This is a genomic window from Methylobacterium komagatae, from assembly GCF_042661665.1.
GTDB lineage: Bacteria > Pseudomonadota > Alphaproteobacteria > Rhizobiales > Beijerinckiaceae > Methylobacterium > Methylobacterium komagatae.
Map to the genome: position 1 here is coordinate 2,198,627 of NZ_JBHSWN010000001.1, position 16,127 is coordinate 2,214,753.

Below are 16,127 nucleotides of genomic sequence, written 5' to 3' on the forward strand. Positions count from 1 at the left end.
CACGGGCGCCCCTCTGCGGAGGCCACCGGCTTCAAGCACATCCCGGGGCGTGAGGACAGGCTTCCCTGACAATCGGGACAAGCTCTCTTGAGTGCGTACCATTGGCAGGGCCTCAAATCGGGACAGGCTTTCCTGATAGTCTGCCTCGGCTGTCCCAGCCGTCCGGCTCGCCTCGTCCCGAGGCGGCTTCCTCGTGCGAGCCGGGCCGCCGTCCAGATCATCATGGAGCGGACGATCCGACCACGTGAGGACCGCAGCGACGGTTCGGCGAAGCCAGCCGAGCCGACCGCCAAGGCGCCTTCGCGGGCCTGACCGATCAGGGCGCTCGACCGGATGGCAGCCCCCGGCGTTGGGGGCCGGTGGTGTCCTCGCGGCTGATCCGAAAAGAAAGTACGGCAACCCGAAGGGCATGGCCCGGTCCGCAGATCACGATAAGGATGCGGTCTGGACCCATCGACACCATGATCGGGCCGGCATCGGGTTTGATGCCGGCCTCTGTTTCCAAGGGTTGGAACAGGCATTCACGCTTGGGCATGACGGGTCTAGGGAGCGAGGCGGAATACGTTCCCTGCAGATCGAGATAAACTTTAATGAGACCGCCCCTCCGGGAGTAAGAGAAATCGAGACAAATTCTCACGTTAGCTTGCGCCAAGGCGGGTTGTCGGTTCTGCTGCGGACTGTGCTGCGCAGACTCTTTTCCCGAACCAGACTGTGGTGCAGCCGCCTCAATCCGAAAAACTGTGCCGGCGTGACGATGAGACGAGGGCAATCTGTTATCCTCCGAGCCATCGCGGAAGCCGCAGTCGGTCGAGAACGCGGAAACGCAAAGCTGAGCGGACGTGAGGGGCCGTTCGCCAACAAGGTCAAACTTCTCTGTAAGCACGGACCTGTAAGGACAGAGTTCCGTGTGCTTTAAGTCAAACTCATTTGAGAGCACTCCCTGGGGGGATACCTCAAACCAGGACAAGCTTTGCCGAGAAATGACAGCATCCCCTCTCCCCGCATGCGGGGAGAGGGCTTCGGCGACCTTGTCGTCGCCGAAGCAAGGCGGCAGCCGGAGCTGAGGGGTCGCGCCGAACGAGGCTCCTTCGGTTGGCCCCCTCACCTCCGCTTCGGCTTCGCCTCTCGCTCCCCGCTGACAGGACGAGGTGTCAGCGGGCCTCTCCCCGCAAGACGGGGAGAGGGGAGGGCGTAGTGCCCTCCGATGCCATCTCCTCAGCCCGCCGTCGTTCCTGCTCCCGGCCGAGCCACAGGCTGTTGAAGAACCACAGGATCGAGAGCGGAACGGCCACACCCGACACGCCGGCCGTTCCGAGCCCCAGGGCGCCGATGCCGGTGAAGGACCACGCGCCCGCCTGATCGCCCAGGCGGTAGACCACCGTGTCGATGAAGCTCTTGGCCTTGTAGCGGTCCTCGCGCGGGACCACCGTGAACAGCACTTCGCGGATCGGCCGGGCGATGGCGAAGTTGCCCGCCCGGCGCAGCACCTGAAACGCCACGATCACCGCGATGGTCGGGGCGAAGGCCAGGGCCGCGAATCCGAGGATGCTGAAGGCGGGGAGCAGCGCCAGCGTCGCCGCCACGCCGATCCGACCGACGATCCGCCCCGTCAGGAACAGTTGCACGCCGAGCGTCAGCACGTTCACCGCGAGGTCGACGCTCGCGAAGAATGCGGTCTGCGATTGCCGGTCGGGGAAGCTGCGCTTCGCGATGCCGGCCTGCTCGAAATACAGGTACGTCGAGGTGATCGAAAACAGCAGCAGGAACAGGCAGATGTTCAGGAGATAGGGCGAGGCCAAGGTCCGCGTGATGCCGGACCAGATGCTGCCCCCGATGGCGGAATCCCGCGCCTCGCCGGTCTCGGTCGAGCCGGGCATCTCGTGAAGCTGCCGCGCCAGCCGGGCGAGGCCGCGCATCGAGAACACCGCCGCTTCCAGCAGCACCACGGCGCAGAGCATCAGCCCCCAGGTGGGCACGTTCTTGGCGAGCCCCGCCGTGGTCGCGGACCCGGCGATGGCGCCGAGCGTCGCCCCGGCTGCGATGAAGCCGAAGAGCCGCCGCCCCTGCTCGTTGGTGAAGACGTCGACGATGGTCGCCCAGAAGATCGAGACGACGAACAGGTTGAAGATCGACAGCCAGACATAGAAGACCCGGCCGATCCAAACGTCCCATTCCGGCGGCGCCAGATAGAGCGCGGCAGCGAAGCACAGGATGTTCAGGGCGAAGAACCGGTAGGTCAGCGGCACGAACCGCGCCCGTGGCAGGCGCTTCACCAGCCATGCGAAGGGCACGTTCAGCGCCAGCATCCCGATGAGGGTGGCGGTGAACAGCCAGGGCAGGTTCTCGATGCCCCCCGCCACGCCCATCTGGTCGCGGATCGGCCGAAGGACGTAGTAGGCCGCGAGGATCGAGAAGATATAGGCCCAGGACCAGGCCAGAGCCGGGCCTTCGCCCGGCCGGATGTCGATGAGCCGCGCGAGGGGCCCGCGCCGGGGCGCGACCGCCTCGCCGCCACTCAGTCGGTCATTCACTTGGCCATCCCGAGCTTCTCACGCAGTTCCGGCGCGGTGACGTTGTGCCCGAAGCCGGGTGCGCCGATGGCGACCTTGTCGGCGTCCTTCAACCCGCCGATCACGACAGGATCGAACCCGGCATCGCGCACCAGCCCCTCGGCGACCTTGAGCGCCTCCGGGTCGTCACCCGCGATCGGAATCGCCATGCGACCGCCTGCGCGATCCTTGCCGCCATTGGCGCCTTCCTTCGCGAAGACCTTGTAGTTGGCCGTGCTGAACGCCCGCACCAGCTTGGCGCCGGGGAAGTACTTCGCGGAGGTGATCCCGAGGCCGTTCTTCTGCACCTCGTCGTAGAGCTCGCCGTCGCGCTTCTGCGTGGCGTTGCCCGCATCGAGCACGACCTTGCCCTTCAGGAGCGGGCCGACCTCCTTCGACAGGTCCGGATAGGCCTTGTACGGCACCGCCAGGAACACGGCGTCGCCGAACTTGATCGCCTCCTCGGGCGTGCCCGCCTTGGCCTTGGGGCCGAGTTCATCAACGAGCGGCTTCAACTGCTCGGGATGGCGCGAAGCGAACATCACCTCGTGCCCGTCCTTCACCCACAGCCCGCCGATCGTGCCGCCGATATTGCCGCCGCCGATCACGCCGATCCGGATCTTGGCGGCCTTGTCCTGCGCGAATGTGAGGGACGCCGCCAAGGAAAGAACGGCGAATGCAAGCGCCGCGCGGCGCGTGAGCTGATCAAAGCGCATCGATGAAAGCCTCCATCTGCTTGCGTTGCCCGGCATCGGGCAGCGGATCGTGGGCGGCGCCGAGGTTGTCCTCGACATAGGCCGCCTTCGCCATGCCAGGGATCGGGCAGGTCACGGCCGGGTGGCCGAGGACGTATTTCAGGAAGAACTGAGGCCAGGTCGCACAGCCGAACTCCTTGGCGAACCCCGGCACCTCCTTGCCCTGCACCGCCTTGAACAGTCGGTCGCGCCCGAAGGGCACATTGACCATCACCGCGATGCCCTTCTCGGCCGCGAGCGGAAGGACTCGCTCGGCGGCGGCGCGGTTGTCGATGGCGTAGTTCACCTGCACGAAATCGAGCTTCTCGGCGCGCATCACCGGCTCGAGCCCGTCGAACTGGTTGTCCCGCCAGACGGTGACGCCGACATAGCGGAGCGTCTTCTGCTCCTTCAGGCCGCGCAGGACGGTGAGGTTGTTGGCCGTGTCGATCAGGTTGTGGACCGCCACGAGGTCCAGGCGATCCGTGCGCAGACGCTGGAGGGAGCGGGCGACTTGCGCCTTGGTCTCTTCGCTCCCGCGCGTGTCGACCTTCGTCGCCAGGAAAACGTTCCGGCGAAGATCGCCCTCGGACAGGATCATGCCGAGCACGTCCTCGGCGGTGCCGTAGCTCGGGGCCGTGTCGATCACCGAGCCGCCGCGCTTCACGAAGGTCTCGATCGCCTCGCGCAACGGCTTCACCTGCTCCGGTACGGGTGCGACCTCGTAGCGGCGCGACGTGCCGATGCCGATGGCCGGAAGGGTCTCACCGGAGGAGGGGATCGGCCGCCTGATCAGGGGGGCGTCGGCCATGGCCCGCTGCGCGACCGGCGCGAGGGCGGCGGCGGCGAGGAGGGCGCGGCGGGACAGGGTCATCGGGCTCGTCCTTCTGGCGATGAGGGGGCCGTGTCAGTCTTCCTCGGGCGGGTCCTCGAACTCGGCGCCCTCCGTGTCGGGGGCAATGCGAAAGCGGTACTCGTCGATGGCGAGGAAGGCCCGGTGCGCGGCCTGCACATCGATCCCGTCGCGGACGACCAGGGTCTGGAAGTCGATGAACAGCCGGGCGATGCGCTCTTCCTCGGTGAGCTTGGCCAGCGCCGAAGAACTGGCTCCGGCCCGCATGGCGAAGCGTTTGGCAGCGTCGCCCTCGGAGAACGGCAGCACCACGACCTGCCCGGCGGTGTCCGGCCGAAGGTCGGCCCACCGGGCCGGCGTCCAGGCGATAATGGCCTCGAGTTGCTTCATTGTGTCCCGATCCGCTCCCCGCGATCGCCCGTCCCGATCGGGGCTCAGATAGGGGAGGCCTCTCCCGAAGGCCAACACGTTGTCGGGGCCGTTCGGACGTGGTGTCTTGCGCGCAAGGGAATGGACGGGGTTCCATGGACGCCAGGAACACGGTCGCCGACACGGCGGGACGGCACGGACGGGAAATCACCCTGCGGGGGCTCGCGCTCGGCGCCGTCATCACCGTCGCGTTCATGGCGGCCAACGTCTACATGGGTCTGAAGACGGGCATGACGTTCTCGTCCTCGATCCCGGCGGCGCTGCTGTCGATGGGGGCGCTGCGCTTCGTGGGCGGCGGTATCCTCGAAAACAACATCGTGCAGACGCAGGCCTCGGCGGCCGGCACCCTGTGCAACGTCATTCTCGTCTTGCCCGGCCTCGTGCTCATCGGAACGTGGCACGGCTTTCCGTTCTGGGAGACGAGCCTCGTCTGCCTCGTCGGCGGCTGGCTCGGCGTCGCCTTCTCCATCCCCCTGCGGCGCGCCCTCGTGACCGGCAGCAACCTGCCTTACCCGGAAGGCATCGCCGCCGCCGAGGTGCTGCGTGCCGGGCATACGGAGGAGGGCAGAGGCGGGCTGTCGACCCTGCTCGCCGCTGCCGCAGGGTCGGGTATCGTCGCCTTCCTCACCAACGGGCTGCGGGTGCTGGCCGACGGCGTGCTTACGGCCTTCTCGGTGGGTGGAGCGGCCTTCAGCATCGGGAGCGGGTTCTCCCTCGCCCTGATCGGGGTCGGCTATCTCGTCGGCATCGGCGCCTGCCTCGCCCTGCTCACCGGCGTGGTCATCGCCTGGGGCTTCCTCGTGCCGCTCCTGACCGCCTTCGGATCGTCCGCCGGGAGCAATCCGGGAGAGGCGGCCCAGGCAGTCTGGTCCGGTCAGGTGCGCCTCGTCGGGGCCGGGATCATCGCGGTCGGCGGCTTCTGGACGGTGGCGGCCCTGGCCCGGCCGATCCTCGCGAGCATCAAGGCCGCGGCCTCCGCGGCAGGCCGCCCGGCACGGGATCTGCCCCGGCAGGAGCGCGACCTGCCGATCCTCTGGGTGGGGCTCGGCGCGCTGGCGCTGAGCGTTCCTCTCGCTGGCCTGTTCCTGCGTTTCAGCGTCGAGGCCGGGCTCGGCGGCGTGGCGGCGGTGGGAGTCACGGCGGCCTGCGTGCTGTTCTGCCTCGTCTTCGGCGCGGCGATGGCGGCCGTGTGCGGCTATCTCGCGGGATTGCTCGGCTCATCCACGAGCCCGATCTCCGGCATCGGCATCCTCGCCGCGATGGTCGGCGCCATCGCGGTGCCCCTGGTTCTTGGCACAACGGCTTCGCCGGACCTGCAACGCTTCGGCATGGCGGCGGTGCTGCTGGCCGCCTCGGTGGTCGTCACCGCCTCGTCCATCGCCAACGACAACCTTCAGGATCTCAAGACCGGCCAACTCGTCGACGCGACGCCCTGGCGGCAACAGGCGGTGCTGCTGCTCGGCGTGGCGGTGGGCTCCCTGGTGATCGTGCCGCTGCTGTCGCTGCTCTATTCCGCCTACGGCTTCGTCGGCGCTCTGCCGCGCCCGGACATGGACCCCCGCGAGGCCTTGGCGGTGCCCCAGGCGGCGCTCGTCACGCAAATCACGCAAGGCATCGTCCACGCGACTTTGCCTTGGCCGATGCTGCTGCTCGGGGGGCTGATCGGCCTCGCGGCGGTTTGGCTCGAAGTGCGGTTGAAGCGCCGGGGTTTCAGCTTCCCCGCCCTGACGGTGGGGATCGGCATGTACCTGCCCCTGTCGGTGGAGATGACGATCGGGCTCGGCGGATTGCTGGGTTTCCTTTGCGAGCGTGCCTTGCGGCGGCGCGATCCTTCGGCCCTCGAACCGTCCCGCCGCCGGGGCGTCCTGATCGCTTCGGGCCTGCTGGTGGGCGAGAGTTTCGTCGGCGTCGGTCTCGCGGCGATCGACGCGGCCACCGGCCGGACGGGCTCGCTGTCCTTGGCCAGCGCGATGGGGGGCAGCACCGCCCTGTGGCTCGGCCTCGCCGTCTTTGCCCTGGGCCTCGGCGCCATCGCCTCGGCGCTGATGCGGCCCCACACGAATTGAGCAAGAACCGCGACGCGCCCCGTTGACACAAAGCGCATGCTCTCCCTATACCCCGCCCGTCGACGCCGCCCCAAGGGGCCGGCGGCGCTGTGGGGCGGGGTAGCTCAGCTGGTTAGAGCAGAGGAATCATAATCCTTGTGTCGGGGGTTCAAATCCCTCCCTCGCTACCATTCACATCGAACGAAGAACGAGATTCAGCTGCAAGCCCCGAAACAGATTTCGGGGCTTTCGCTTTTCCGGGACGGTGATCCTCGTGAGATCATTGTTCCGATGCTGTCTGTCTGCTCCCTACGAAGAAGCAGATTCAGATCGGGCGCCCCAAAAGTTCGCCAATCGACTCGATCCCACGCTCTACTAGAGAGTCAATCTGTCTCAACCAGTGGGGAGGGGGTTGGAACTTGGTGTGCGCCAGCACCCAAAGAACGATTCGTTCGATTGCCTCTTCAGCATCGGATTCTACGAACTGATCCGCCAACTCATTGGGACGTTTACGGGGTGCACGAGCAACGCTTGTGTCCCATGAGCTTCCCCAATAAGTGGCTGCAAGCCATTCATTCGCTTTACCGTGATAGGCTTCGATCGTCGCGAATGTATCACGTGCGTTGCCGCTAAATTTTTGAGTATCGAGCTCGCGCGCCCGAGCTAAATCATTGATGATTTGTCCGATTCGCCTTGGATGTCCGGAGATCCGTCGATGGAGCCCAAGTGCGTGCAGGCGACGGGAAGCCTCCACAGCCATGGGGCCTGGGCTCTGGGCCGTCTCGTGACAGCCGTGTCGGGGAGACAATAAGTGGATCGCCTGATCCTTGAGATCGAGAGCCTGAACAAGACGGTCCATGATTGGGTCATGGGACCCACAGTCTCGGTACGGCGCAACAACAATGCGATTTTTTGCGGCGCGCCGCCACGTACTCAGTAAAGCGATATGATCGTAGCGCTCGGAAAAGCCATACCGACGAACGAAATTCTGGAAGGTCCGCGATTCAGCAATTTCGTAGGTTCGCTCCAGATAAGCCGTTTCGAGTTGTTCGACCTGCGGCCTGACGACGAGCGCGACGTCCATCGTAAAGTCAAAACGAGCGAACAAATCGCTCATCATGTCTGGGAAGCAGATGTCATGTCGTGTGCTTCCAAAATCGTCGGCGAAGATGATCAAGTTCTTGGCCTTCGAGCGTGCCAACAGGTCGGTGAGGCGCCGGAAAGTCATGTCACTAGTGGATTGAAGAGGTCCTTCGGGAATCCATTCGACGCGTAAGCAGCTTTCGGATAAAGTTAATTCACATGGCGGCGTGATGGTTGATGACGAAAGGCAATCATCCGACTTCACCGATGCCTCATCTGCGATAATGCGATTTGGAAAAAAGATTCCTGTCTCTGCGCGTGACATTCCAACGATGACAATGGCTCGGCGCATATAATCACTGCCAATATGCTAACTTGAGGTAATATGCTGCCTGATATCGAAACTATTTCGATATCAGGCAGAGGAGGTTTGAGAGATATTGAAGAGCGCGCGTTTTTCGCGTGACAATATTTGGCACTGTCAGAGATTAGTCTCTGGAGGGGCGAGCTCATTGGGCTGCGAGTAATGCTGGCATCCCGTGGCTGGGGATGCGCGCATTGCTCACCAGCTTCGGGAGGGCGCGCGTTAACGCGCCCGGCCACGCTCAGAAGCGGTAATTTACGCCGGCTCTAACAACGGCAAAGCCGGCATCTTCGCGTCCCGTGCCGTAGTAGGCGGCTGTGTTCGCGTTGAAGTAGGTTGCCGCCGCGACACCGCGGCCGAGCCGGACGTAAAGAGCCTCGACCTTGGCCGAGAGCTTCTCCGTGAAGGCGTATTCCACACCGCCACCCACAGCGTAGCCTGTCCGCGTCGTGTCTGGCAGCGTGTAGGGATAGGCCGCCGCTGCGGATGCTCGCGAGCCTCCGCCGAAGGCGAAGCCGCCAGTGCCGTAGATCAAGACCCGGTCGAACGTATAGCCGACGCGGCCTCGCACCGTGCCGAAGTAATCGAGGCTCGGCCTCACGTTATAAAAGGGCACACCGCCCAGATAAGCTGCATCGGCCTTGGCGGCAGCGAGACCCTGAATATCGGCCTCCATACCCACGACGAAACCGGAACCGGGCGTGAACTGATAATTGTAGCCGATCTGGCCACCGCCGGCGAAGCCGCCGGATCGGCCGCCGCCGGTGACTTGGCCGTAGGTCGGATCGGTGAACCCCGAACGGCCCGTACCGGTGGCGTAGCCGGCGTTCACGCCCGCATAGAAGCCCGTCCAAGTGAAGATCGGCAGGCTCGGCGGCATCGGTGGCGGAGCAACCCGCGGGAGATCCGCCGCCTGCGCGGCGCACGCGAAGAGGGTCGCTGCGGTGAGCAGCGACGTCGAGACGAAGGATGTCATCGTGAGCTTCTCGTGTTGTGGCGCGCATCGTCGCGCGAGAGACCCTTCGACTGATCGAATGTCGGAGGGTGAAAAGGAGGCCTTGCTGCGACCGCCCTTGATCGGTGCGTCGTCTAAAGGGCCTGCATCAGCACCGCGATGATCGTCGCGGCCAGGATCAGGCAGAGGGCCAGATCGAGGATGATGTCGCCTGACCATTTGTTGGGTTCGCTCAGGCGTAGCGCGATCGGCGATTGCACGGTCCTGTGGCGCTCGGACCCTAGCCGGTCAGACGCCGTGGGAGTGTCGCGCTCGCACATGGGCCATGCGCCATTCCAATAGGTGATCATGGCGGTCGTCACGGCATGCGGATCGATGACAGCCGGTAACGTGGCGTCTGTCGCGGGGCTTTCCCCGTGCGCTCGGCGGGTGGCGTCTCTCCGAGGGCGAGCGGCGCGATAAAACGTGCGTTGCTTCTTGCGACATCGCCCCCGGGAAGGCCGTTCGACAGAGCGAAGCCGAGGCTCGGCAGAGCGAACGCGGTGAGGGCATAGAAGACGCGGCCCACCTGAGGCAGGAAGGCCCGCCCCCCGGAGCGACGGGCCGGTGCTCCTTGCAAGCGCATCGGCGGCAGTGCGGCTGGCGGCACCAGAGTTCGGTCGTTCGCAGGCATCACGTTTAGCCCCATTGCGTGGGAAATTTGCCCACGGATTGGTATGGGGATGGATATGCCACGTCAATCGAGAAAAGATCAGGAAAGGGTGTGCCACCACACTTTGTGGGATTGTTTCCCACGATGAGCTGGCGCATGGGAGATGAATGTCGGAGACCCCAGACACTCCCCCGCAGGGCGCGAGCCTGCACGGCCCCCTGGCGCGGCTGCTTCGCCCTCTGGTGCGCCTGCTGGTCGCCCGGGGTGTCACCTTTCCGACGATCGCGGATCTGCTACGCGAATTGTACGTGAACGTCGCCGAGTACGATTTCGCCCTGCCTGGCAAGGAGCAGACGGACAGCCGGGTGTCGTTGCTGACCGGGATCCATCGCAAGGAGGTACGGCGCCTGCGCGGTTCCGGGGCTCCGGTGAGCACGGTTCCGGCCTCGGTCTCGCGGACCAGCCGGATCATTGCCCGCTGGCTGGCCGATCCAGCTTTCACGGGGCCGGACAAGACACCGCTACCCCTTCCACGGAGTGCCGAAGGCGGTGCGCCTTCCTTCGAGGCTCTGGTGGCGACCGTGACGCGCGATCTGCGCCCCCGCGCCGTCCTTGACGAGTGGCTGGATCGGGGCCTCGCCTTCATCGATTCCGAGGGCCGCATCGTGCTCGCTGAAACGGCCTACGTGCCTCGCGCCGACGGGAATGCCGAGGCGCAGGCCTATTACTTCGGCCGAAACCTGCATGACCACATCGCTGCCGCGACCGCCAACGTGATGGCCGACAAACCACGGTTTCTGGAGCGGGCGGCGCATTACGACGGGTTGTCGCCCGAACTCGCCGCGCGGCTCGAAGCGCGGGCCCGCGAACTCGCGATGGAGGCCCTGCAGCAGGCCAATCGGGAAGCGCACGCTGCCTGCCAGACCGATTCCGGCGGGCCATGCCGCTGGAACTTCGGCGTGTACGTCTACACCGAACAATCGGGGTCGGCTCAGCCTTCCGAGGCCGAGGGAGGCAAGCCGTGAACCGGGCGCCCGACCGGCGGCGGATCCTGGGGCTACTGGCCGGTACGGCGTGGCTCTCGGGATGCGCGATGCTGCCCCGCCTCGCCAGCGCTCAGGCGAATCCTGTCGATCAGGGGATCGGCGGTACCGGCATGATGCGAACGGAACCGCCGCGCGGCGGGCCGCTCGGCGAGCCACCTTTGGGGGAGGGCGATCGCGGCCTCGGCGGGACAGGCGTCATCGGCACGATCCGCGGCTTCGGATCGATCATCGTCAATGGCCTGCGCATCGCCTATCCGGCGGACGCGGCTGTGCTGATCGATGACGCGCCCGCCGCAACGACGGATTTGAAGATCGGCCAGGTCGTGCAGGTCATCGCCCGGCCTGACCAGGGCGGCCTCGCGACGCGCCGCATCGCGGTGACGAGCGAAGTGGTCGGCCCGGTGGAGGCGGCCTCGCCAGGGCGTCTCGTCGTCCTCGGCCAGCGGGTGATGACCGGCGATCTTCCTGCGTCCTGGGCCATCGGCACCCGTGTCGCGGTCAGCGGTCTGCGCACGACCGATGGTGTGATCCATGCGAGCTTGATCGAGCCCCGCACCTCCGGCCCGGACAGGGTCGCGGGTCCGGTCATCCGGGATGCGGCGGGGACGCTACGCATCGGCGGCCTTCGCCTGGAGGGCGTCAACGGCCTCGCCCCCGGCCAGCGCGCCGTCGTCGTCGGCGAGGCTGTCGGCGGCGCCCTCCGGGTGACGAAGGCTGCCCTCACCGGATCCCCGTTTCCGCAGGGCCTGCAGCAGGTCTCGATCGAGGCGTATGTCGGTCGCGCGGGGGCGGGTCTCAGCCTCGGCTCGGGCTTCGCGGTCACGGGGCGTCCGTCACCAGCGATCCCGCGCACGGGAAGCGTCCGCGCCGTCATGACGGCCAGCATCTCAGAGAACGGCCGCATTGCGGTGGAGCGCTTGCAGGTTGTTGAGCGCACGATGCCCGCGACGTCCGACTCACCCCGCTTCGAGCGCGAGCGCGATCAGCTCGATCTCCGAGGTCTGCCCGACCGATCGCCGACCCCATCCGGGCGCCGACCAGGCGACGCGCCCGGCACCGATCTGCGGTCGCTCTCGATCGAGCCTGTTCCCACGCCGGAGAATGGCTCGGGCGGGGTCTTCCGCGATCCGGGCGAGTACGGGGGCCAGGGGGGCTTCGGAAGCGGATCGCGGATGGGTGCTCCTGGCAGTCCTCCGGGCTTTGGCGGGGGCGGCCTCGGAGGCCCCGCGGGACCGGGCGGTCCAGGCGGTGCGGGTGGCCCAGGCGGTCCAAGACCGCGGTGATGCCGCGTGCGTAACGCGATCTTAAAAATTCCGTGGGCAAATTGCCCACGGAGCGCGTGCGAGTCGCTCTGGTTCTCCTAAGACGAGGCAACCGATGAGCAGCGTGTCCACGTCATCGACTTCTCAGATCTCCGTGCAGCGTCCTCCGCCTCCTCACGGAGGCGGGCGTGAGCGGATGTCATCGACGATCAAGGGCGAACTCTCGTCCGGCGCCCTCAGCAGCACGGATGCGACGGCCCTGACGAGTGCGCTCGATGCGATCGACACGAGTCTTTCGTCGAGTGCAGGCCCGGACTCGACAGCCTCGGCCAGTTCCCGCCTCGATCCCGGCTCCATGAAGGACCGCATCGACAGCCTGATCTCGGATCAGGTCGACAGTGGAGCCCTCACGAGCGATCAGGCCAACGAACTCAAGAACCTCTTCGCCAGCGGCGGCAGAAGCACCGAGGCTTCGGGTTCGGCGAGCGGAATGTCCGATATCGACGGCCCGCCTCCTGGTCCGCCGCCCGGTGGATCGCCTGACGGCACCTCTTCCGACGGCAGCTCCTCGACGTCGAGCACGAGCAGCAGCGACTTGCTCTCTGCCTTCATGCAGCAATTGCAAGCGTCTCAATCGAAGAACGCAGCTTACGGGGCAACGGGATCGAGCCAGTACAGCGCTAGCAATTCCGCGCTTTTGATTGACTTTCGCAGCTGAGCCAAGGTCCTTTTTCAAGCGACGGCTGGACCTTCATTTTTGGTTTCGAAAGCGAAGACGCTGGCTGTCCGCGGTCCTTGCCACGAGTGCTGGGGTGCGCCAAGGCCTTTATGCCCTGAGCGCCGTCACCGTGATCTCGACGAGCAAACTCGGCGTGGCGAGCTTGGCCTCCACGGTGGTCCGGGCGGGAGCGCTGCCCTCCGGCATCCAGGCCTGCCAGGCGGCGTTCATCGCGTCGAACTCCGCCATGTCGCGGAGATAAATCGTCGCCGTCAGGATGTGGGCGCGGGAAGAGTCGGCTTCGCCGAGGAGCCGATCGATCCGTGACAGCACCTCGCGGGTCTGTCCCGTGATGTCGGCGATGTCCGTCCCGCCGGAGGCCTGGCCGCAGAGATCGACCAGCCCCTAGGCTTCGACGATCTTGCTCATCCGGGCATTGTTCTCCACCCGTGCTGAAAAGCTCGAGATCTTTCTTCCCGCGCTTCGTCACAGTCGGAACGCGGGTGCCAAGCTTCGCCCCCTGCCTATGAACCGGTGAGCAGGCCAGCGGACTGGACCGCCACGACGACGAGCGTGCAGAGAGCGGCGGCGGCCACCGTGTACGACACGATTTTCATGAACGTCTTCATGGTCTTGTTTCCGAAGCCTAGGGCCACTCATCGTCGGAGGCCGGTTGAGGAGAAGGTGGTCCGCGGATCCGTGATCCAGGGATATCGAGACGCCTCCGGCCGGTTTGGCCGATCCCGCCCCCGGGTCCGGGGACGGGTGACTGACGCGATCAGCGCGACGGCTGCGGCATCAGCTTCTGGGCCTCTTGGACCGCGTCCCGGCAGGACTGATCGCCCTTGGCGTTGAGGTCCGTCGCCCGCTGCAGCGCGCCCTTGGCCTGCGAGATCTTGTCCTCGGTGGAGAGGGTGGCGGAGCCTGACGGAGCCTCGCCCTGTGCCGCCTTCGCGGCGGCGGTCGGCTTGTTCTCGGACTGCGCCCGGACGTCTGCGGGCGAGGTCGCCACCTGTCCGCTTGCAACGGCATCGGCCTGAGCATTACCGGTTGCGGCGGCTACGGGCCCGGCCACGCCGCCGACCGTTCCTGGCGAGCCGCCGCCCTCACGGGTCGTGCCGTTGCCTCGCTTGCCGCCGTCGGCATCGGCGGCGGAGGGCGAACTTGTCCCGGTCGTTTCGGCGGTCTTTCCGGCGGAACCCGGGTTAGGCCCTTTCTGCTGCCCCGCATCGGGCTGGGAGACGGGCGCGCCCATCCCAACCTGCGTACCGAGCTCTCTCTTCAGCTTGGCGATATCGTCCGTGCAGGGTCCGCCTTCCTGCGCAGAGGCCGCACTCGCGGCGAATGCACAGGCGGCGATCGCTGCCGCGCTACAAAACATCTTCAGGCGCAAAAGATTTATCCTTTCTATGTCGGCGGCCATAGAACGGTAATCCGAAGCTTTCGTTCGTCTGAAAAGGCTTATATTGCTCACCAGCGGCAAGTTGCCACTGTAGAGGGATTAAATACAAAATCTCATCTAAACTGAACATTCACTTGGCATCGGCCCAACGGACGGTGCTGTCCGCATCCGCCAGGCGGGAAGGGCGGAGCGGTCTTTCCGCTGCCATTAACCCAACCCGATGCGAACTCCCGAACCGGAAAATGTCACGGCGCACGTTGGCCTCAACGCGGTTGCACATCACCTACGATGTCGCCGTCGTGCCCCTGCGGTAAGACGAAGACCTGTCCGGGATAGATGAGGTCGGGATCCCGGATCTGCTCCTTATTGGCGTCGTAGATCAGGGTGTAGCGCTCGCCCTCGCCGTAGGTGCGGCGGCTGATGCGCCACAGGCTGTCGCCTCGCTCGATGCGTGCCGTCTCGATCCCCGCGATATGGACGTCCGACGAACCCGCTGACGTGCCCGGCGGCACGTTGGCGGCGAGGCTGCCGGTCGTCAGGGGCCGCGTCTGGTCCGCCCGGCTCTTTTCCGACGCTGATGCGTGACTCGAAGCCTTCTGCTCGGCTGCCTGGGTGTCCTCGGCGTGACCGGACGGGCCCTGAAACTGGGCGGAATACTCCACGCCCCCGTCGTGGCCTGGATCGGGCGCCTTGAACGGCACCTCCGCCCGGTCGCGGACCTTGCCTGTCGCGGGGTCGACCGCGTCGAGACGAACCCTGTAATCCCCCGGCTTGACGCCTCGCCCGACCGTGAACGTCACCGTGCCATCGCGACCCACGGTGGCGGGGGCGATCAGCGTGTCGTTCAGGTAGAGCCTGACCGCAGCTCCAGGGGCTCCCCGGGCCGTCACGATCAGCTTCCCTCCGTCCTGGGCATCGATGCTGACCACCGCAGGAGGAGCCGCCGTCGCGCTGCCGAGGGCATCCACTCGGCTTGGTTCGCGCGTGGGGTTTGCAGGATCGGTTCGATCCCCACGATCCTGTCGGCCCGGTTCCTGCGAGGGGCCTAAGACTGAATTGCTCGTTTCAGAACCACGTAAGTTCGCCCCCGGATCAAGCGCGTGACGGTTCTCAGCGACCATGGCATCGCCACGGCTGGCCTCCCCGACGGGCTCGCGGGCAGGTTCAGTGGTCCGAACATCGGGCTGGGACAGGACCATCGTCGGCTTGTTGGGAGCGGTGATGGCCACGAGAGGCTTGGCGTTCCGGCCCGGCGCGATCACCACCGCCATGCGCGCCGTCGAGCGCAGTGTCTCGCCCGCTTCGTCCGTGGCGCGCAAGCCGATCTCGCTGTTCCCCGCGGGGAGCGCCGGGGGCATGAAGGTGAACCGGCCATCGGCATTGGCTCGCGCGCTCCCCATCGGCTTCCCGTCGACGAGCAACTCGACGATGGCGTTCGGCGCGGCCCGTCCGGCGATGACAGCATCGCCGTTCGGCTCGATGCGGACCACGTCGAAGTCCGGCGCGGGTGATGCCGCAGGCCGCGAAAAGGGCAGTCCAGCAGTCGGACCTCGCATGGGCGCCCGGTCGGACGCTCCCGGTATCCCGCGCGCCGGAGCGGGCGTATCGGCTGTGCCGGCGTCTGGAGAGGACAGGGCGGCGAGCGGCCTGCCGTCGCCGTTCGGTGACCGGTGGTCGATGCCAAGGATTGCGTCGCGGCTTTCATAGACGATGCCTGCCAATCCGGTCAGAAGAAGCAGGCACACCAGCCCGACGGCGAGGCCCCGTCCGCGGCCCGATTTCCTGGCGACGAACTGCGGTTTGGCGACGGGGATCAGGACCTCCGTGTCCTGGTCGATGCGCTTTCCGGGCCGCCGACCGAGGAGTGCCGTGACGATAATTGCCGCCCCGGCGAGCACTGCGATGAGCGCGGCAGCGAGGATGCGGCGCAAGATGGTCGTCATGCCAAGTCGATCCCTCGGAGCCGTGGATCGGGCCGACCGCTGACGGCCCGCGTCGAATCTCCGATCACCCACCAAAACAAGTGACCGGGAAG

General features: G+C 66.1%; 14 protein-coding genes and 1 tRNA gene. 5 read left to right on the forward strand and 10 right to left on the reverse strand.

Annotated elements, in window-relative coordinates:
- Positions 1-1,151 precede the first annotated feature (1,151 nt).
- The 4 genes from ACFQE0_RS10740 to ACFQE0_RS10755 are packed head-to-tail and all read right to left on the reverse strand — an operon-like array spanning position 1,152 to position 4,526.
- Complete coding sequence (locus tag ACFQE0_RS10740; RefSeq protein ID WP_378969386.1) at positions 1,152-2,531, reverse strand: NTP/NDP exchange transporter; 1,380 nt, start codon at positions 2,529-2,531, stop codon at positions 1,152-1,154.
- Positions 2,528-3,265, reverse strand: a complete 738-nt coding sequence (locus ACFQE0_RS10745) for an NADPH-dependent F420 reductase (RefSeq protein WP_378969388.1) — start codon at positions 3,263-3,265, stop codon at positions 2,528-2,530. The genes ACFQE0_RS10740 and ACFQE0_RS10745 overlap by 4 nt, the downstream gene beginning before the upstream one ends.
- Complete coding sequence (locus ACFQE0_RS10750; RefSeq protein ID WP_378969390.1) at positions 3,255-4,157, reverse strand: aldo/keto reductase; 903 nt, start codon at positions 4,155-4,157, stop codon at positions 3,255-3,257. Before ACFQE0_RS10750 ends, ACFQE0_RS10745 begins: the two co-directional genes overlap by 11 nt.
- Positions 4,158-4,190: 33 nt before the next feature.
- On the reverse strand, positions 4,191-4,526 hold the full coding sequence (locus ACFQE0_RS10755; protein WP_378969393.1) for a hypothetical protein: 336 nt from the start codon (positions 4,524-4,526) through the stop codon (positions 4,191-4,193).
- Positions 4,527-4,660: 134 nt separating this feature from the next.
- On the opposite strand from ACFQE0_RS10755, the gene ACFQE0_RS10760 reads away from it, so the two are divergent.
- Positions 4,661-6,631: an OPT family oligopeptide transporter gene (locus ACFQE0_RS10760; protein WP_378969395.1), complete on the forward strand. Its 1,971-nt coding sequence runs from the start codon at positions 4,661-4,663 to the stop codon at positions 6,629-6,631.
- A gap of 93 nt (positions 6,632-6,724) precedes the next feature.
- Positions 6,725-6,801 (forward strand) — tRNA-Met (locus tag ACFQE0_RS10765).
- A gap of 134 nt (positions 6,802-6,935) precedes the next feature.
- Here ACFQE0_RS10765 and ACFQE0_RS10770 read toward each other — a convergent pair.
- From ACFQE0_RS10770 to ACFQE0_RS10780, 3 genes are all read right to left on the reverse strand, one after another.
- Positions 6,936-8,045: a hypothetical protein gene (locus tag ACFQE0_RS10770; RefSeq protein WP_378969397.1), complete on the reverse strand. Its 1,110-nt coding sequence runs from the start codon at positions 8,043-8,045 to the stop codon at positions 6,936-6,938.
- 253 nt (positions 8,046-8,298) lie between these two features.
- Positions 8,299-9,033, reverse strand: coding sequence for an outer membrane protein (locus ACFQE0_RS10775; RefSeq protein ID WP_378969400.1), 735 nt, complete (start codon positions 9,031-9,033; stop codon positions 8,299-8,301).
- A gap of 113 nt (positions 9,034-9,146) precedes the next feature.
- Positions 9,147-9,272: a hypothetical protein gene (locus tag ACFQE0_RS10780; protein ID WP_378969402.1), complete on the reverse strand. Its 126-nt coding sequence runs from the start codon at positions 9,270-9,272 to the stop codon at positions 9,147-9,149.
- 559 nt (positions 9,273-9,831) lie between these two features.
- Between ACFQE0_RS10780 and ACFQE0_RS10785 the strand changes: the two genes are divergently transcribed.
- The 3 genes from ACFQE0_RS10785 (at position 9,832) to ACFQE0_RS10795 (ending at position 12,690) form a co-directional block, all read left to right on the forward strand.
- Positions 9,832-10,689, forward strand: coding sequence for a DUF6502 family protein (locus ACFQE0_RS10785; RefSeq protein ID WP_378969405.1), 858 nt, complete (start codon positions 9,832-9,834; stop codon positions 10,687-10,689).
- Positions 10,686-11,993: a DUF5666 domain-containing protein gene (locus ACFQE0_RS10790; RefSeq protein WP_378969407.1), complete on the forward strand. Its 1,308-nt coding sequence runs from the start codon at positions 10,686-10,688 to the stop codon at positions 11,991-11,993. The genes ACFQE0_RS10785 and ACFQE0_RS10790 overlap by 4 nt, the downstream gene beginning before the upstream one ends.
- 334 nt (positions 11,994-12,327) lie before the next feature.
- Entirely contained in the window at positions 12,328-12,690 is a 363-nt protein-coding gene (locus ACFQE0_RS10795; RefSeq protein ID WP_378969409.1) for a hypothetical protein, read from the forward strand.
- A 108-nt stretch (positions 12,691-12,798) separates the two neighbouring features.
- Here the strand turns inward: ACFQE0_RS10795 and ACFQE0_RS10800 are convergent, their stop codons facing one another.
- The 3 genes from ACFQE0_RS10800 to ACFQE0_RS10810 form a co-directional block, all read right to left on the reverse strand.
- The gene (locus tag ACFQE0_RS10800) at positions 12,799-13,092 is read right to left on the reverse strand and encodes a RidA family protein (RefSeq protein WP_378975414.1); all 294 of its coding nucleotides are present in this window, start codon (positions 13,090-13,092) and stop codon (positions 12,799-12,801) included.
- 376 nt (positions 13,093-13,468) lie between these two features.
- Positions 13,469-13,945, reverse strand: a complete 477-nt coding sequence (locus ACFQE0_RS10805; protein WP_378969412.1) for a hypothetical protein — start codon at positions 13,943-13,945, stop codon at positions 13,469-13,471.
- A gap of 410 nt (positions 13,946-14,355) precedes the next feature.
- Positions 14,356-16,035: a LysM peptidoglycan-binding domain-containing protein gene (locus ACFQE0_RS10810; RefSeq protein WP_378969414.1), complete on the reverse strand. Its 1,680-nt coding sequence runs from the start codon at positions 16,033-16,035 to the stop codon at positions 14,356-14,358.
- Positions 16,036-16,127 lie beyond the last annotated feature (92 nt).